19 protein-coding genes are annotated in these 15,248 nt (G+C 72.1%); 9 read left to right on the top strand and 10 right to left on the bottom strand.

Annotation, left to right across the window (positions count from 1 at the left end):
* Positions 1–17: 17 nt before the first annotated feature.
* Both ACFYW8_RS14135 and ACFYW8_RS14130 read right to left on the bottom strand, forming a co-directional pair.
* Positions 18–431, bottom strand: coding sequence for an anti-sigma regulatory factor (locus ACFYW8_RS14135; protein WP_261707968.1), 414 nt, complete (start codon positions 429–431; stop codon positions 18–20).
* Positions 432–739: 308 nt separating this feature from the next.
* Entirely contained in the window at positions 740–1,000 is a 261-nt protein-coding gene (locus ACFYW8_RS14130; protein ID WP_389072855.1) for a UBP-type zinc finger domain-containing protein, read from the bottom strand.
* Positions 1,001–1,062: 62 nt separating this feature from the next.
* Between ACFYW8_RS14130 and ACFYW8_RS14125 the strand changes: the two genes are divergently transcribed.
* Positions 1,063–2,658 (top strand): Na+/H+ antiporter, encoded by a 1,596-nt coding sequence (locus ACFYW8_RS14125; RefSeq protein ID WP_389072850.1) that lies wholly within the window; start codon positions 1,063–1,065, stop codon positions 2,656–2,658.
* Here ACFYW8_RS14125 and ACFYW8_RS14120 read toward each other — a convergent pair.
* The 3 genes from ACFYW8_RS14120 to ACFYW8_RS14110 form a co-directional block, all read right to left on the bottom strand.
* Positions 2,640–3,542 (bottom strand): 1-aminocyclopropane-1-carboxylate deaminase/D-cysteine desulfhydrase, encoded by a 903-nt coding sequence (locus ACFYW8_RS14120; protein ID WP_389073967.1) that lies wholly within the window; start codon positions 3,540–3,542, stop codon positions 2,640–2,642. The two genes, ACFYW8_RS14125 and ACFYW8_RS14120, sit on opposite strands and share 19 nt — an antisense overlap.
* Before the next feature lie 234 nt (positions 3,543–3,776).
* Positions 3,777–4,367, bottom strand: coding sequence for an N-acetylmuramoyl-L-alanine amidase (locus ACFYW8_RS14115; RefSeq protein WP_365875759.1), 591 nt, complete (start codon positions 4,365–4,367; stop codon positions 3,777–3,779).
* A gap of 160 nt (positions 4,368–4,527) precedes the next feature.
* A complete protein-coding gene (locus ACFYW8_RS14110; RefSeq protein WP_365875901.1) occupies positions 4,528–4,761 on the bottom strand; it encodes a hypothetical protein in 234 nt (77 codons plus the stop codon).
* Between the two features lie 231 nt (positions 4,762–4,992).
* Between ACFYW8_RS14110 and ACFYW8_RS14105 the strand changes: the two genes are divergently transcribed.
* From ACFYW8_RS14105 to ACFYW8_RS14070, 8 genes are all read left to right on the top strand, one after another.
* Positions 4,993–6,399, top strand: coding sequence for a family 2B encapsulin nanocompartment shell protein (locus ACFYW8_RS14105; protein WP_365875757.1), 1,407 nt, complete (start codon positions 4,993–4,995; stop codon positions 6,397–6,399).
* 220 nt (positions 6,400–6,619) lie between these two features.
* Positions 6,620–7,666, top strand: coding sequence for a family 2 encapsulin nanocompartment cargo protein polyprenyl transferase (locus tag ACFYW8_RS14100; RefSeq protein WP_389072840.1), 1,047 nt, complete (start codon positions 6,620–6,622; stop codon positions 7,664–7,666).
* Positions 7,667–7,901: 235 nt separating this feature from the next.
* Positions 7,902–8,540 carry a GNAT family N-acetyltransferase gene (locus ACFYW8_RS14095; RefSeq protein ID WP_389072836.1) on the top strand — a complete coding sequence of 213 codons (639 nt, stop codon included), beginning with the start codon at positions 7,902–7,904 and terminating at the stop codon, positions 8,538–8,540.
* 133 nt (positions 8,541–8,673) lie between these two features.
* Positions 8,674–8,934, top strand: coding sequence for a hypothetical protein (locus ACFYW8_RS14090; RefSeq protein WP_389072832.1), 261 nt, complete (start codon positions 8,674–8,676; stop codon positions 8,932–8,934).
* A gap of 116 nt (positions 8,935–9,050) precedes the next feature.
* Positions 9,051–9,464 carry a YciI family protein gene (locus ACFYW8_RS14085; protein ID WP_365875749.1) on the top strand — a complete coding sequence of 138 codons (414 nt, stop codon included), beginning with the start codon at positions 9,051–9,053 and terminating at the stop codon, positions 9,462–9,464.
* 5 nt (positions 9,465–9,469) lie between these two features.
* The gene (locus tag ACFYW8_RS14080) at positions 9,470–10,696 is read left to right on the top strand and encodes an RNA polymerase sigma factor (RefSeq protein ID WP_389072828.1); all 1,227 of its coding nucleotides are present in this window, start codon (positions 9,470–9,472) and stop codon (positions 10,694–10,696) included.
* A gap of 10 nt (positions 10,697–10,706) precedes the next feature.
* Positions 10,707–11,054, top strand: a complete 348-nt coding sequence (locus ACFYW8_RS14075) for a DUF952 domain-containing protein (RefSeq protein ID WP_365875745.1) — start codon at positions 10,707–10,709, stop codon at positions 11,052–11,054.
* Positions 11,051–11,317, top strand: a complete 267-nt coding sequence (locus ACFYW8_RS14070; protein ID WP_365875743.1) for a hypothetical protein — start codon at positions 11,051–11,053, stop codon at positions 11,315–11,317. The genes ACFYW8_RS14075 and ACFYW8_RS14070 overlap by 4 nt, the downstream gene beginning before the upstream one ends.
* Here ACFYW8_RS14070 and ACFYW8_RS14065 read toward each other — a convergent pair.
* From ACFYW8_RS14065 to ACFYW8_RS14045, 5 genes are all read right to left on the bottom strand, one after another.
* Positions 11,314–12,069: a VOC family protein gene (locus ACFYW8_RS14065; protein WP_389072820.1), complete on the bottom strand. Its 756-nt coding sequence runs from the start codon at positions 12,067–12,069 to the stop codon at positions 11,314–11,316. The genes ACFYW8_RS14070 and ACFYW8_RS14065 overlap by 4 nt on opposite strands.
* 32 nt (positions 12,070–12,101) lie before the next feature.
* Complete coding sequence (locus ACFYW8_RS14060; RefSeq protein WP_365875739.1) at positions 12,102–12,938, bottom strand: hypothetical protein; 837 nt, start codon at positions 12,936–12,938, stop codon at positions 12,102–12,104.
* A gap of 206 nt (positions 12,939–13,144) precedes the next feature.
* Positions 13,145–13,564 carry a VOC family protein gene (locus ACFYW8_RS14055; protein WP_389072811.1) on the bottom strand — a complete coding sequence of 140 codons (420 nt, stop codon included), beginning with the start codon at positions 13,562–13,564 and terminating at the stop codon, positions 13,145–13,147.
* Positions 13,565–13,708: 144 nt separating this feature from the next.
* Complete coding sequence (locus ACFYW8_RS14050; protein ID WP_261708013.1) at positions 13,709–14,089, bottom strand: helix-turn-helix transcriptional regulator; 381 nt, start codon at positions 14,087–14,089, stop codon at positions 13,709–13,711.
* A gap of 187 nt (positions 14,090–14,276) precedes the next feature.
* A complete protein-coding gene (locus ACFYW8_RS14045; RefSeq protein WP_389072808.1) occupies positions 14,277–14,690 on the bottom strand; it encodes an SHOCT domain-containing protein in 414 nt (137 codons plus the stop codon).
* Positions 14,691–15,248: the final 558 nt, after the last annotated feature.

Raw genomic sequence — 15,248 nt, 5'->3', positions numbered from 1 at the left:
CGGCCCGTCCCCGTTCCTCACGCCGGCCCGGGTCCCGCGCCGCGCTGTTTGTAGAGGCTGATCGTCACGGTCTTGTCCTCGGCGACGGTGGACTCGACCTTGCCCGCGAGCGCCGACAGGACGGTCCACGCGAAGGTGTCACGTGACGGAGCGTGACCGTCGGTGGTCGGAGCCGAGACCGTGACCTCCAGTGAGTCGTCGATCAGCCGGAAGACACAGCTGAGCACCGAACCGGGGACGGCCTGCTGCAGCAGGATCGCGCAGGCCTCGTCCACCGCGATGCGCAGATCCTCGATCTCGTCGAGGGTGAAGTCCAAACGGGCCGCCAGCCCGGCCGTGGCCGTGCGCAGTACCGACAGGTAGGCACCCGCGGCCGGCAGCCGGACTTCCACGAAGTCCTTCGTCGCGGGCTCGCCTGCGATCTGGGACACCCTCACCTCCATGGTGGTACAAGCTCATTCGAGCTCTTTCGGGGGCCGAGGGTCGCCCCCCGGGGTAACGCGCTACGTCGTTCAGCGGTGACGCTACCGCGCTCCGGACTTTCCTGTCCTGGGGACCCCGCCCCTTGCTGTCACTCATAGTAAGCCCATGAGTACGGACAGTGGCTAGAGGTCTGCGGCCCCAAATAGGAAGAGCGCGCGCCGGGTTGACGTACCCAGACGTCAGACGGTCGAACCGTCCGGATCGTGAGTCACGCGCGTACGTGATCCACGGCTCGGACGAGTACGTGGTCCATGGCTCAGACGAGTACGTGGTCCACGAAACACCAACGCCAGTTCTCCCCCTGCTCGAACGTGCGCATGATCGGATGTCCGGTGTCCTTGTGGTGCTCCGAGGCGTGCCGCAGCGGTGAGGAGTCGCAACAGGCGAGATGCCCGCACTCCAGACACAGCCGAAGCTGCACCGGGTGGGTGCCGGCGGCCACGCACTCCAGGCAGGTCTCGCTCCCGGGCTCGGGTTCGGGCTGCGGCAGCGCTTCGGCGTGCGTGCACTGTTTCATGATGGCCAGGTTACGTCGGGCGTGCGGGATGCCGCGCGAAAAAAGAGGGCGGGCAAAAGACGATGGATGTGCTGCCACTGCTGTTGCTGGTCGCGGGGAGCGCGGCGGTCGCCGGGGCCGCCCGCCGCACCCCGGTCCCGGCACCTCTGCTGATCGTCGCCGTGGCCCTGATGGTCTCGTACGTCCCCGGGGTGCCCGCGTACGAACTCGACCCCGACATCGTGCTCCCGCTGGTGCTGCCCCCGCTGCTGTACACGGCGGCAACCGACAGCTCCTACCTTGACCTGAGGGCCCACTTGAGGCCCGTCGCGCTGCTGTCGGTCGGGTACGTCCTCTTCGCGACCCTCGTGGTCGGCTGGGCCGCCTATCTGCTCGTACCGGGCCTGCCGCTGCCCGCGGCGCTGGTGCTCGGCGCCGTGGTCGCCCCGCCGGACGCGGTGGCCGCCACGGCCGTGGCGCGCCGGGTGGGGCTGCCCTCACGGATCACCACGATCCTGCAGGGCGAGTCGCTGGTGAACGACGCGACCGCGATCACCGCCTACAAGGTGGCGCTCGCCGCGGCCGTCGGCGAGGGCGCGACCTGGGCGGGCGGCATCCGTGAATTCCTGCTCGCGGCGGGCGGCGGGGTGGTCGTCGGGCTCGTCCTGATGATCCCCATCCACTGGCTGCGCACCCACATGAACGAAGCGCTCCTGCAGAACACCCTCTCCCTGCTGATCCCCTTCGTCGCCTACGGCATCGCCGAGCAGCTGAACGCCTCCGGGGTGCTCGCGGTGGTCGTCGTCGCGCTCTACCTCGGACACCGCTCCTGGGAGGTGGACTTCGCGACCCGGCTCCAAGAGGAGGCGGTGTGGAAGATGGTCGCGTTCGTCCTGGAGTCCGCGGTGTTCGCGCTGATCGGACTCCAACTGCCCGTCGTCCTGAAGGGTCTCGGCGCCGACGAGGGCACGAGCGCCGCCTGGTACGCCCTCGTCCTCTTCCTCGTCGTCGTGGCGACCCGCTTCGTGTGGGTGTTCCCCGCCACGTTCCTGCCCCGCCTCCTGTCGGCGCGCATCCGCGAACGCGAGGACAACCCCACCTGGAAGGGGCCGTTCATCATCGGCTGGGCCGGTATGCGCGGAGTCGTCTCGCTCGCCGTCGCCTTCTCCATCCCGCTCACCGTGCACGGCGGCGGCGCCTTCCCCGATCGCAACCTGATCCTCTTCCTGACCTTCACCACCGTCATCGGCACCCTGGTCGTGCAGGGCCTGACCCTGCCCCCGCTGATCCGGCTGCTGAAACTGCCCGGACGCGACACACAGGCCGAGACGCTCGCGGAGGCCAACGCCCAGGCACAGGCCTCCCGTGCCGCGGAGGAGCGCCTCGACGAACTCCTCGCCGACGAGCGCAACGCCCTGCCCCCGCCGCTCGCGGAGCGTCTGCGCACGGTCATGGAGCGGCGCCGCAACGCGGTCTGGGAGCGGCTCGGCGCGGTCAACCCGGTCACCGGCGAGACCGCGGACGACACCTACCGCCGCCTGTCCCGCGAGATGATCGGCACCGAGCGCGATGTCTTCGTCAAGCTGCGCGACCACCGCTACATCGACGACGAGATGCTGCGCACGCTGCTGCGCCGGCTGGACCTGGAGGAGGCGGCGGCCTACCGGGAGGCGGCCTGAGGCCCGCTCTCGGCCGCGGGGAACGGTGCCCCCGTGATCACCGCCGCCACCGTCGTGCCGCGCGGGAACACGCCCTCCTCGGCGAGGACGACAAGTCCGTAGAGCATCTTGGCGACATAGAGACGTTCGACGGGCAGCCCGTGACGCTGCTCGAAGTCCTCGGCGAAGGCGTCGAGTTCGTCAGTGGTGCGGGCGTAGCCGCCGAAGTGGAAGCGTTCGTCGAGGGACCAGGTGCCGCGCCGGGCGCCGAACGCGGCTGTCTGCAGGGCGGTCGTCCCGGCGTCCAGGAACCCGCCTCGCAGGACGGGGATGCCGAGGGCGCGCTGGCCGGGGGCGAGACCCGCGGCCATTCCCGCGAGGGTGCCGCCGGTGCCGCAGGCGAGGACGGCCACGTCGATGCCGCCGTGGCCGCGCAACTCCTCGCCGAGGGCCCGGCAGCCGCGTACGGCGAGTGCGTTGCTGCCGCCCTCGGGCACCACGTACGCGTCCTCGGTGTCCGTCGCGCGCAGGATCCCGGCCAGCGTTCGCGGCTCCGTCTTGTGGCGGTACGTCGATCTGTCGACGAAGTGGAGGCGCATGCCGTCGGCCGCGCAGCGGGCGAGCGACGGGTTCAGGGGGCGGTCGGCCAGTTCCTGGCCGCGGACCACACCGAGGGTGGGCAGGCCCAGCAGGCGGCCCGCGGCGGCGGTGGCGCGCAGATGGTTCGAGTACGCCCCGCCGAAGGTGACCAGCGTGCGGCCCGCCGCCGCTTCGAGGTTCGGCGTCAGCTTGCGCCACTTGTTGCCGATCAGCAGCGGGTGGATCAGATCGTCCCGCTTCAGCGCCAGCCCTACGCCGTGACGCGCGAACCGCGCGTCCACGATCTCCCGGAGCGGCGACGGTATGCGCGGCCGGAGCCCGAGCGGGTCGGCCGGGCCGGCCGGGGCCTGGGCTCCGGGCGGCCCGGGGGCTCCGGGCGGCCCGGGGACGGCTCTGGCGGCACTGTCCGAGGCGTCGGGAGCGGCGTTGTCCGGGGTGGCGGGGCTGGGCACCCCCTCATTGTCGGACACCTGTCCGGGGGCGGCCGGACGCGGGGGCCCGCGATACCGGCCGTCCCCGGCGGTCCCCGATGCCTCAGCTCACTTCAGCAGCTCGCGGACGCGCCCCCGCAGGAAGCTCATCGTGAATCCCCGCGGGTCCACCTTGCCCGGCTGCCACTCCAGGTGGCCGATGACCGAGCGCTCCGTCCAGCCGTGGAACCGGCAGATCGCGGCGGAGACCCTGGCGATGGCGTCCAGCTGGGCCTCGGGCCACGGGTCCTTGCCGTTGCCGAGGTTCTCGCACTCGAAGCCGTAGAAGTGGCGGTTGCCGTCGGTGTTCGCCTCGTTGTCGTGCGGCAGCGCCTTCTCGGCGATCACCGCGCGCAGCACGTCGTCGTCGCCGAGACCGGCGTGGTTGGCCCGGCCGTAGCCGACCAGGTGGAGGACGCCGTCCTTGGTGATGACGCCGTGGCACAGCGGTCCGGGCAGATCCTCGCGGCCCTCGCGGCAGAGCCCGACCGTGAGCTCGGTGCCCGAGGTCACCGTGTGGTGGATCATCACCCCGTGCACCGGGCCCCAGGGGCCCTTGTGATTGCGGTTGTGATGCTCCCAGTCGCCGACCTCGACGACATGGACGCCTTCCTCCCTGATCCGGTCCAGGAAACTGCCCGCGGACATGGGCGATGCCATGGCCGACTCCTTCGCGCTGTACGTCGGCCACCTGTCGTGGCCGTCTAGTACCGCAGCTTCTATAGCCGACCGGGCCGCCGGACCCACTCGTTCGCACAGCGTGCGAGCCGATCCGGTCAGCCCGGGAGGAACCGGTCGGAAGCGGAGGAGGAGGAACCGGTCAGGGCCGGAGGAAAGCGTCCCCGTGGGTGGCGATATGGCTCTCCAGCGCCTGGAGAGCCTGCCGGGTCGCCTCGGGGGAGCCGCTGCCCCGCCGCTCCGCGTAGTACGCGGAGCCGAGCCTCTTCAGGAGATCGCCGCCCGCTCGCTGTGCCTGCACGTCGTCCAGCTTCTGCTTGCCCTGCGTGAGGCCGCGCTGCGCCTGCTCCTTCGCGCGGTCCAGGAAGCCTGCCACTGCTGTCTCCCGTCGTTGGTCCGTCATGGTCCGTCATGGTCCGTCGAGGGGGCGAACGGACGGCCGGATCTCGGAGTTCCCCTGGCCGACGGGCGGGGCGGCCGGCGGAATCACCCCCTGTGCCCAGGTCCGGAGTGATCCATTCCCCCTCATTCGTGTAATGGCACCAGCGCACTCCGTGATGGAAGGCTTGCTCCCGAAGATCAGTGCACGACCGGGAGGGCAATTTTCATGTCGGTAGGCGAAGAGGTCCGCGCGGAGCAGAACCGTCCGCAGCAGAGTCTCGGCACATCCGCCGCGCGGAACCTGGCCACCACCACCAAGTCCGCGCCACAGATGCAGGAGATCAGCTCGCGGTGGCTGCTGCGCATGCTTCCGTGGGTGAACGTGCAGGGTGGCACGTACCGCGTGAACCGGCGGCTCAGCTACTCCGTCGGCGACGGCCGGGTGACGTTCGTCAAGACCGGCGACCGTGTCCAGGTCATCCCCGCGGAGCTCGGGGAACTGTCCGTGCTGCGGTCGTACGAGGACCAAGAGGTGCTGGGCGAGCTCGCCCAGCGGTGCCAGCAGCGGGAGTTCGCGCCGGGGGAGGTGCTGGCCTCGTTCGGCAGCCGGGCCGAGGAGGTCTTCCTCCTGGCCCACGGCAAGGTGGAGAAGATCGGCACCGGTCCCTACGGGGACGACGCGGTGCTCGGCGTCCTCGCCGACGGCGCGTACTTCGGGGAGCAGGCGCTCATCGACCCGGAGGCCATCTGGGAATACACGGCCCGCGCGGTGACGGCGGTGACCGTGCTCACGCTGCCCCGCCAGGACCTCGAACAGGTGGCGGAGCGCGCCGAGTCCCTGCGCGAGCATCTCCAGGAACTGCGCGCGATTCCGTCGCAGCGCACCAACAAGTACGGCGAGAAGGAGATCGACCTCGCGGCCGGCCACACCGGGGAGCAGGACATCCCGGGCACGTTCGTGGACTACGAGGCCACCCCGCGCGAGTACGAACTGAGCATCGCCCAGACGGTCCTGCGCCTGCACACGCGCGTGGCCGACCTCTACAACCAGCCGATGAACCAGACCGAGCAGCAGTTGCGGCTCACCGTGGAGGCGTTGAAGGAGCGCCAGGAGCACGAGCTCATCAACAACCGCGAGTTCGGCATGCTCAACAACTGCGAGTACGACCAGCGGCTCCAGCCGCACGACGGCGTACCGAGCCCGGACGACATGGACGAGCTGCTGAGCCGACGGCGCGGAACCAAGCTGTTCCTCGCCCATCCGCGCGCCATCTCGGCGTTCGGCCGCGAGCTGAACAAGCGCGGACTCGTCCCCGAGAGCATCGAGATGGCCGGCAACCGCATCCCGACCTGGCGCGGGGTGCCGATCTTCCCGTGCAACAAGATCCCGGTCAGTGACGCCCGTACGACCTCGATCATCGCCATGCGCACCGGCGAGGCCGAACAGGGCGTGGTCGGGCTCCAGCAGGCGGGCATCCCGGACGAGATCGAGCCGAGCCTGTCGGTGCGCTTCATGGGAATCAACGAACAGGCGGTCATCTCCTATCTGGTGACGGCGTACTACTCGGCCGCGGTGCTCGTGCCGGACGCCCTCGGCATCCTGGAGAACGTCGAGATCGGCCGGTGGCGGTGACGATCCGCGAAGCGGAGTCCGGCGTGGTCCTGTCCCTCGGGGCGGGACCACGCCGGGGGTGCGCACCCCGTGTTCGTTCAGGCGCCGTCGTCAGCCGGCTCTCCGGTGAGATCGCGCGGGTGACCGCATGACGACGGAGACGCAGCAGGGTCCGGCGGGAATTCCCGGCAGACGGCGCCCGCCGGGAACCCCGGACCGGCGAAGCCACGGCGGGAGGTCCATGGAGAGAGGGGGTGCGCCGAACCCGCCCGACGCGCCCGAGGCCGCGGTCATCCTGGAGCGGGCACGGGCGTGGGTCGACCCCGAGCTGCGCCGGGCCGTCGACTCGCTGCCGGGCTCGATGCGCCGCGTCGCGCTGTACCACTTCGGCTGGGAACAGGCGGACGGCACCCCGGCGGCGGGGAACGCCGGCAAGGCCATCCGGCCCGCGCTGGTCCTGACCGCGGTCCAGGCGCTCGGCGGACAGCATGAGACGGCCGTACGGGCGGCCGCCGCGGTGGAGCTGATCCACAACTTCACCCTCCTGCACGACGACGTGATGGACCGGGACGCCACCCGCAGACACCGCCCCACCGCCTGGACCGTGTTCGGCGACGCCGACGCGATCCTCGCCGGGGACGCCTTGCAGGCACTGGCCATGCGGCTGCTCGCCGAGGACCCGCACCGCGCGTCCTCGGCGGCCGCCGCGCGGCTCGCGGGCTGCGTCGTCGAACTGTGCGCCGGACAGCACACGGACACGGCCATGGAGAAGCTCGGCCCGGACGAGGTCACCCTCGACGAGTGCCTCGCCATGGCCGAGGCGAAGACGGGGGCCCTGCTCGGCAGCGCCTGCGCCATCGGGGGGCTGTACGCGGGGGCGGACGCCGAGGACGTCGAGGCGCTCGACGCGTTCGGCCGGGAGGCGGGTCTCGCCTTCCAGTTGATCGACGACGTGATCGGGATCTGGGGTGACCCGGGCCGCACCGGCAAACCGGCCGGGGCGGACCTCGCCGTCCGCAAGAAGTCGCTGCCCGTGGTCGCCGCGCTCACCTCGGGCACCGAGGCGGCCACGGAGCTGGCCGAGCTGTACGCGGCGCCGTACCGGGAAGGGGAGTTGGAGCGTACGGCGCTGGCCGTCGAGCGGGCGGGCGGGCGCGACTGGGCACAGGCCCAGGCGGCCGACCGGATGTCCCGGGCGATGCACGAACTGTCCCGTGCGGTGCCCGCACCCGAGGCGGCGGGCGGCCTTCTCGCACTGGCCGAGTTCGTCACCCGGCGCAGCAACTGACCGGCCCCGGGGGCCGGTCGGCGACCCCGGAACCCCGGGCACCGCACGGAACCTGACATCCGTACGGAGCCCGGCTCCGGAGGGCGGGCCCCGCGCGTCCCCACGGCGCGCGGGGCCCGCACCCTTGCCCACGGCCCTCGGGCACCCCCCCGGTGGGCGGTGGGCCGTCTCTTGGGCGTAATAGGCTCAACCGCCTTACGGTCGAGGCTGGTTGGGGCGAAGGGCGGGGCTGGTCATGGGTGTGGCGATCCGGGTGGCGGGCGAGGCGGACCGGGAGCTGGTCGTCCGGCTGCTGGACGACGCTTTTCAGGACGATCCGGTGAGCAACTGGGTCTTCCCGGACCCGGCGCACCGCCGCGCGACGCACCCCGGGCTGATGGCGGCGTTCACCGATGTCGTGCTCGCCGAGGGGCGGATCGATCTGGCCGAGGACGGTTCGGCGTGCGCCCTGTGGCTGTCCGTCCCCGCCGGGAAGCATGAGGGCGAGGGCGAGGATGGCGGCGCGGACGAGGACGGTCCGGCGCGGCTGCGCGCGGCTGTCGACCCGGACAACGAGCGGGTCGAGCTGATCGGCCGGCTGACGGCGGACATCCACCCCGAGGGGCGCGCCCACGCGTACCTGTGGATGATCGGGGTGGCGCCGGAGCGCCAGGGCGAGGGGCTCGGCGGCGCGCTGATCGAGTCGGTCCTCGACCGCTGCGACCGCGAGGGCCTGGCCGCCTATCTGGAGGCGAGCAACGCCCGCAGCCGCGCACTGTACGAACGGCTCGGTTTCGCACTCACGGGCCGTCCCCTCGACCTGCCGGAAGGTCCGCGGATGTGGCCGATGTGGCGCGAGCCGCGACCGGGGCGACAGGTCCGGGCCGAGGACTAGAGCCCCGGCCTGGCCCGGGGCCAGGCCGGGGCTGGACCCGGGGCCGGCTCCGGCCCCGGCCCCGGAACCCTGCCGGGTCCAGGTCCGGGACGTACAACAGGAAGCGGTGGGTCCGCCGCCCTACCCTGAGTGCATGGGCACCGATGAGCATGTATGTCCCGAATGCGGGCAGCCGGTCGCCACGATGGTGCACCGGTACAAGACCCTGGGGGCCTGGGTGCCCAGATGGGGCCCCGGACCCTGCCGGAACCCGAAGTGCGCGGCGTACGCCGACCGGCCCGGACGCGGACAGGGCCAGGGGCAGGAACGGGGCCGGGGGCCGGGGCACGGCCAGGGACACGGAGACGGAGAGGGACAGGATCTGCCGGAGGAGCCCGCCGCGGAGAAATCCTGACGCACCGGACGCCGCCGGGTCGAGATGTGTAGAGAAGCGAGGGCCGGCTCCGACGTCCCCTGTGAGAGCCGCCCGCCACGGGTGGTCCGAGCCGAGGAAGCCGAAGGAGCGGACTCATGAAGTACCTGGTGATGGTGCAGGGCACACAGGCCGACTACGAGAGCATGCGGGGCACGGCGTCCGCGCATGCGCCGGCCTGGAACGAGCAGGAACTGCGGGCCATGTACGCCTACATGGGCGCGATCAGCGACGACCTCTCCGAATCGGGTGAACTGGTCGACGCGCAGGGGCTGACCGAACCCGCGCAGGCCCGCCTGGTGAGCAGGGGACCCGACGGCAAGGCCGTGATCACCGACGGCCCGTACAGCGAGACCAAGGAACTGATGGCCGGCTACTGGGTGGTCGACTGCGCGAGCCTGGAGAGGGTCACGGAGATCGCCGAACGGGTCACCCGCTGCCCGGGTCCCGAGGGTCTCACCGAGTACCCGGTGGTCATCCGGCGCATCCAGGACGGTGCCGGGGACATCTGAGCGGGATGAGAGGGACGACCGGGGCCGAGGACCTGCTGCGCCGCCACGCGCCGCAGGTCCTCGGCGCGCTCGTCCGCCGCTACGGGCATTTCGACGCGGCCGAGGACGCCACGCAGGAGGCGCTGCTCGCGGCCGCCGGACAGTGGCCCGTGAGGGGTGTTCCGGACAACCCGCGCGGCTGGCTCATCAAGGTCGCCTCGCGGCGGCTCGTCGACGCCCTGCGCGCGGAGGAGGCGCGGCGGCTGCGGGAGGAGAAGGCGGCGGCGCTGACGCCGCGGGACGCGTTCACGGCGCCGCCCCCGGGTGCGGACCGCGCCCCGTCGGAGGACGACACGCTCTCCCTCCTCTTCCTGTGCTGCCACCCCGATCTGCCCCCGGCCGGACAGATCGCGCTCACCCTGCGCGCGGTCGGCGGACTGACCACGGCGGAGATCGCGCGGGCGTACCTGGTGCCCGAGGCCACCATGGCCCAGCGCATCAGCCGGGCCAAGCAGCGGGTGCGGGGTGTCGGTTTCGGCCGCCCCGACCACTGGGAGGAACGGCTCCCCGCCGTCCTGCACACCCTCTACCTGATCTTCAACGAGGGTTATACGGCGACCTCCGGCACGGCACTCCAACGGGCCGAACTCGCCCGCGAGGCCATCCGGTTGACCCGCACGGTGCACCGGCTGCTGCCCGACGACGGCGAGGTGACCGGCCTGCTCGCGCTGATGCTGCTGACCGACGCCCGGCGGGCCGCGCGGACCGGGCCGCACGGGGAACTCGTCCCCCTCGACGAACAGGACCGCACCCGCTGGGACAGGGCGGCCGTCGAGGAGGGCGTGGCCCTGGTGACCAAGGCGCTCGCACGGGGGCCGGCGGGCCCCTACGGGCTCCGGGCCGCGATCGCCGCGGTCCACGACGAGGCGGCCTCGCCGGAGGCGACGGACTGGACCGAGATCCTTGGGCTCTACGACGTCCTCGTCCGCCGGGTCCCCGGCCCCGTCGAACGCCTCAACCGCGCGGTCGCCGTGGCCATGGTGCACGGGCCGCGCGACGCCCTCGCCGAACTCGACCGGCTGGAGGGCGCGTCGGCCGCCGGTCACCGGCTGGACGCGGTCCGCGGTCATCTGCTGGAGCGCGCGGGTGACCCGGCCGGCGCCCGGGACTCCTACGCGTCGGCGGCCGCCAAGACCCTCAGCCTCCCCGAACGGCGCTATTTGGAGGCGCGCGCGGCCCGGCTGAGGTCGTAGCGTTCGCCGTATGTCCGAACCCCTGTTGCACCTGACCGAGCGCTCCGTGTGGGACGCGGCCCGCGCGTCCGGCGTCTTCGAGATGTCCACCCGCGGCCGGACCCTCCAGGAGGAGGGCTTCATCCACTGCTCGCTGCGCCACCAACTCCCCGCCGTGGCAGCCATGGTGTACGGCTCCTACGCCGGCCCCGACGAACTCGTGGTCCTCGTCGTCGACGCCGAACGGCTCACGGTGCCGGTCCGCTTCGAGGCGATGGCACCCGGCGGCGAGGAGTTCCCGCACATCTACGGGCCGATCCCGGTGGAGGCCGTCGTGGACACGGAGGTCTGGGTCCGGGGCGGGGCGGCTTCGGCGTGAGCGCGGACGATGAGCGACGCCGGATATGGCGCCGGGTCCTGGTGGTGTGGGCGGTCACCGTGGCCGGCGCCGGCGCCCTCACGCTCTGGCTCCAGGCCTCTTCGGAGCCGGCACCGCCCACCGGCTGGTACACCTCCGAGCAGGACGGCCGTGACGGCCGCGACACCCCGGCCCCGCTGATCTCCGCCCAGGTCTCGGCGTGGCCCTGCCCCGAGGCGGCGCGCGGGGGGCCCGTCCTCTGCGTGGTCGCGACCCGCCCCTAGGGCAGGCTGCCCGTCGCTGGATCGCGGCCGGTCAGGCAGTAGACACCGCCGACCGGGTCCCGCATGACCGTCCAGCGCGCGCCCCGGCCGACCGCCGTCGCCCCGAGGGCTTCGTGCTGCGCCCGGACGCCTTCTACGTCCGAGCAGGCGAGGTCCAGATGGGCGGCGGTGGGGCGGTCGGTGCCGAGGCGTTGCAGCAGGATGCGCAGCGGCAGCCCGGCGGGCGGCCTGACCAGGTGGAACTCCGGGAGCGCGCCGGGGTGGGACTCCCATCCGGTGAGCTCGCTCCAGAAGGCGATCTCGGCGTCGTACGCGCCCGGCGCCAGGTCGATGCTCACCTGGTCGAGCCGGCTCGTCGTACCGCCCGGTCCCTCGACCACCGGCGGCCGCGCGGACTGCCCTTGCCAGGGCACCGCGCAGAACAACTGCCCGCCGGGTGAGCGCAGTACGGCCCACCCTTCGTGCTCCGCGACGACCTCGGCACCCAGCCGCAGGGACGACTCCACCAGCGCCGGTACGTCCTCCACGGACAGGTCCAGATGAGCGCCCCCGGCGCCCTCCCGGACGCCCTGCGCCTTCAGGAACGCGTCCCCTTCGCCAGGCAGCAGCGTTACGAACTCGCCTCGGTCGCCGCGCGGTTCGGACAGCTTCGTGGCGGTGACCGACGTCCAGAAGCCGAGGGCCGCCGAGAGATCCGCCGCCGGCCGGTCGACGAAGACGTGGGTCCACCGGATGACCGGTCGTTCGGGCATCGGCACTCTCCCCGCCGGACGGTCGGTACGGCTCATACCGTTTCCTGGGTGATCAGGGCGCGCAACGACGTCTTCATCCGCGCGACGAAGGCGTCCCGGGCCTCGGGGGAAAGGACGTCCAGGGAGAGATACGGGTTGAGGTCCTCCAGCTCGACGAGGAGGAGCTCGCCGCCGGGGGCCCGGCAGGCGTCCACGCGCTGGATGCCGTGGGCGATGTCGTTCCACTCGACGAAACGCTGTGCGAACTCCCGGTCCTCGGCGGTCGGTTCGTACGGCTCCAGGGCCCACCGCCGCTCCGGGTCGGGCGCGTGGAGGGAGTACTGGAGGGTGTGGTCGACGAAGTAGAACGACACCTCGTACCGGAAGTCGATGCGCGGCTGGACGAGGATGTCGCCGAACGGCAGCCCGGCGAGGTTCTCCCGCGTCACGAACTCCAGGCCGATGGAGTCCGCGCCCTGCTTCGGCTTCACGACATACATGTCGGCCTCGGGCAGCCGGTCCAGGTCCGGTGCGCGGTCGACGGTGGGGATGACCGGGAACCCGGCGGCGGTCAGCTCCAGCAGGTACCCCTTGCCGGCCATGTCCCCCTTGCCCGAAAGCTGGTTGTAGACCCGGACGCCCTCCGCGAGCGCCCGTTCCCGGAAGGCGTCGTACGCGGCCTGGTAGTGCAGGACCGGTCCGCTGTTGCGTACGACCACGGCGTCGAAGCCGGTCATCAGCGCGGCGGCGTCCAGCGGGTGGCACACGGCGATGTCGAACTCCTCGCGCAGCCGCGAGGTCAGGACGATGTCCTCGTCGCAGTACCGCCGCCCCTTGGCCGGATAGGCCAGGTCGCTGACGAACAGGACGCGGGGGCGCGCAGACGGCACGGGTGACTCCTCGAAGGCGTTCGGACGGTTCGCTCCGCGGGCGGATCGGGCCGGCGGAGCACACGGACGTAGTGTCACTCCCGCGAGATCCCGGCCTCCCGCCGCCCCGGTCCCGGCTGCCCCGGGCCCCCGGTGCAGGCGGGGGCCGACCGGTGCCGGTGCCGGTGCCGGTGCCGGTGTCGCGCCGAGTCGTCGGGGTGGTCCGGTCAGGCGGTGGCTCGTTTCTCCGCGAAGCGCAGGAGGTTGCCCGCCGGGTCGCGGAAGGCGCAGTCCCGCAGGCCGTAGGGCTGGTCCACGGGCTCCTGGAGGACGTCGGCGCCCGAGGCGCGGACGCGCTCGAAGAGCTCGTCGCAGTCGCTCGTCGAGAAGATCACACCGCGCAGCATCCCCTTGGCCAGCAGCTCGGCCATGGCCTGCTTGTCCGCGGGAGACGCGTCAGGGTCCGCCGCCGGGGGTTCCAGGACGATCTCCACGTCCGGCTGGAGCGGTGAGCCCACGGTGACCCACCGCATTCCCTCGAACCCGACGTCGCCCCGGACCTCCAGGCCCAGCACGTCACGGTAGAAGGCGAGCGCCTTGTCGTGGTCGTCGACGGAGATGAAGCACTGGGAGAGTTTCAGATCCATGCGTCCAACCTAAGGGCTGTCCGGCGGCTCAGGCGTCCGCCGCGTGTACCGGACGCAGCACCGAAGGACGCTCGCACCGGACGCAGCGCCGAAGGACGCGGGGGGTCGCGAGCGCGGTGGGCGCGCTGAGCCGGACGGCAGCCCCTAAAGACGCGTGCCGGGTTCCGCCTCCGGGTTGCGGTGGCGGGCCGGGCGGGTCAGCCGGCGGGTCACGCAGGACGGAATGGGGGCGCCGTGGTCGTGCGGGCGCGCCCGGTACGCGCTCGGGGTCTCGCCCACCAGCTCCGTGAACCGCGAGCTGAACGAACCGAGCGAGGTACAGCCCACGGCGAAGCACACCTCGGTCACCGTGAGGTCGCCGCGCCGCAGCAGAGCCTTCGCGCGCTCGATCCGGCGGGTCATCAGATAGGTGTACGGCGTCTCGCCGAAGGCCTCCCTGAAGCTCCGCTGGAAGTGTCCGGGCGACATCAGCGCGGTGCGCGCGAGCGTGGCCATGTCCCACGGCTCCGCGTACTCGCGGTTCATCCGGTCGCGCGCCTGCCGCAACCGGACCAGGTCTTCGAGGCGTCCGGGATTTCCCACATCCCCAGAATGGCACGCGCCACCGACAGCAGGGCCCCGAACCTTTCCGGGCACACGGCCCGCCGTCCCCCGGGGGATCACTGGCCCGGGGGACGGCGGCGGTCGTGCGTGCGCGGGGGTGTCCGTGCCGTCAGGCGGCGAGGACCTTGGCCTTGGCCTGTTCGAACTCCTCGGCCGTGATGTGACCGTGGCTCTTGAGGTCCGCGAGCTTCGCCAGTTCGTCGGCCTTGCCGGTGGTCCCGGCGGTCTCACGGATGTAGGAATTCATGTCTTCCTGGCTCCTCTGGACGCGCTTCATCTCGCGCTCGCCCATACCGCGGCCCCGCGCGATCAGGTACACGAAGATGCCCAGGAAGGGCAGGATGACGACGAAGACGCACCAGCCCGCCTTGCCCCAGCCGCTCAGCGCGTCATCGCGGAAGATGTCCCCGATGACCCGGAAGAGCAGCATGAACCAGAGGATCCAGAGGAAGAACCACATCGTGGTCCAGAAGACGTTCAGCAGGGGGTAGTCCGCTGCCAGATCGAGCGTCGAGCCGTTCATGGTCGAACTCCTGTCGGTTGTGCGACATCTCCGCGAGCGTTGCCTTGGTGTCGGGCGGATCGAACTGTCGCCGGGCGCCGGGTCGCGATCTCGGGGATTCCGCCCGGGCCCGGCCGGCGGGGGGTTGCGGCCGGTCAGCAGGGCCTGGCGGTTCGGTGCGCAGAGCGCGGTGGTGTGCCGGACGGTGGTGCGCGGTCCGTCGGCGGACAGACGCTCGAAGGCGGGGGGCGAGCAGGGCCCCCCGAACACACGGGGCGCGTCGTGACGACGTCGTCCGGTGTGATCGGCGTGATCGGTGCGACGTTCCCGGCGTCGTCCGGGGGCGGCAGGGGCTGCGTCGACGGCGTGCGCCGCGCGGGTCCCGGGGGCCAGGGCGACGCGAAGGACCGTTCGGGGTCCTCCGGGCCGTGGCGGACGGGCCCGGGGCGCGGCACGCCCGGCACGGGCCGGATCTGCCGCTGGATGCAGGCCATGAGCGGTGCCCTCTCTGACGCGTGGCGTCTTGCTTCGGCTCCAGAGTGCGGTCACCCCCCGCCCCGCCGGATCACCCTTCGCGGG

Source organism: Streptomyces sp. NPDC002742 (assembly GCF_042888885.1).
In the GTDB taxonomy this organism is placed as follows: domain Bacteria; phylum Actinomycetota; class Actinomycetes; order Streptomycetales; family Streptomycetaceae; genus Streptomyces.
This window is presented reverse-complemented; position numbering and strand designations above follow the sequence as displayed.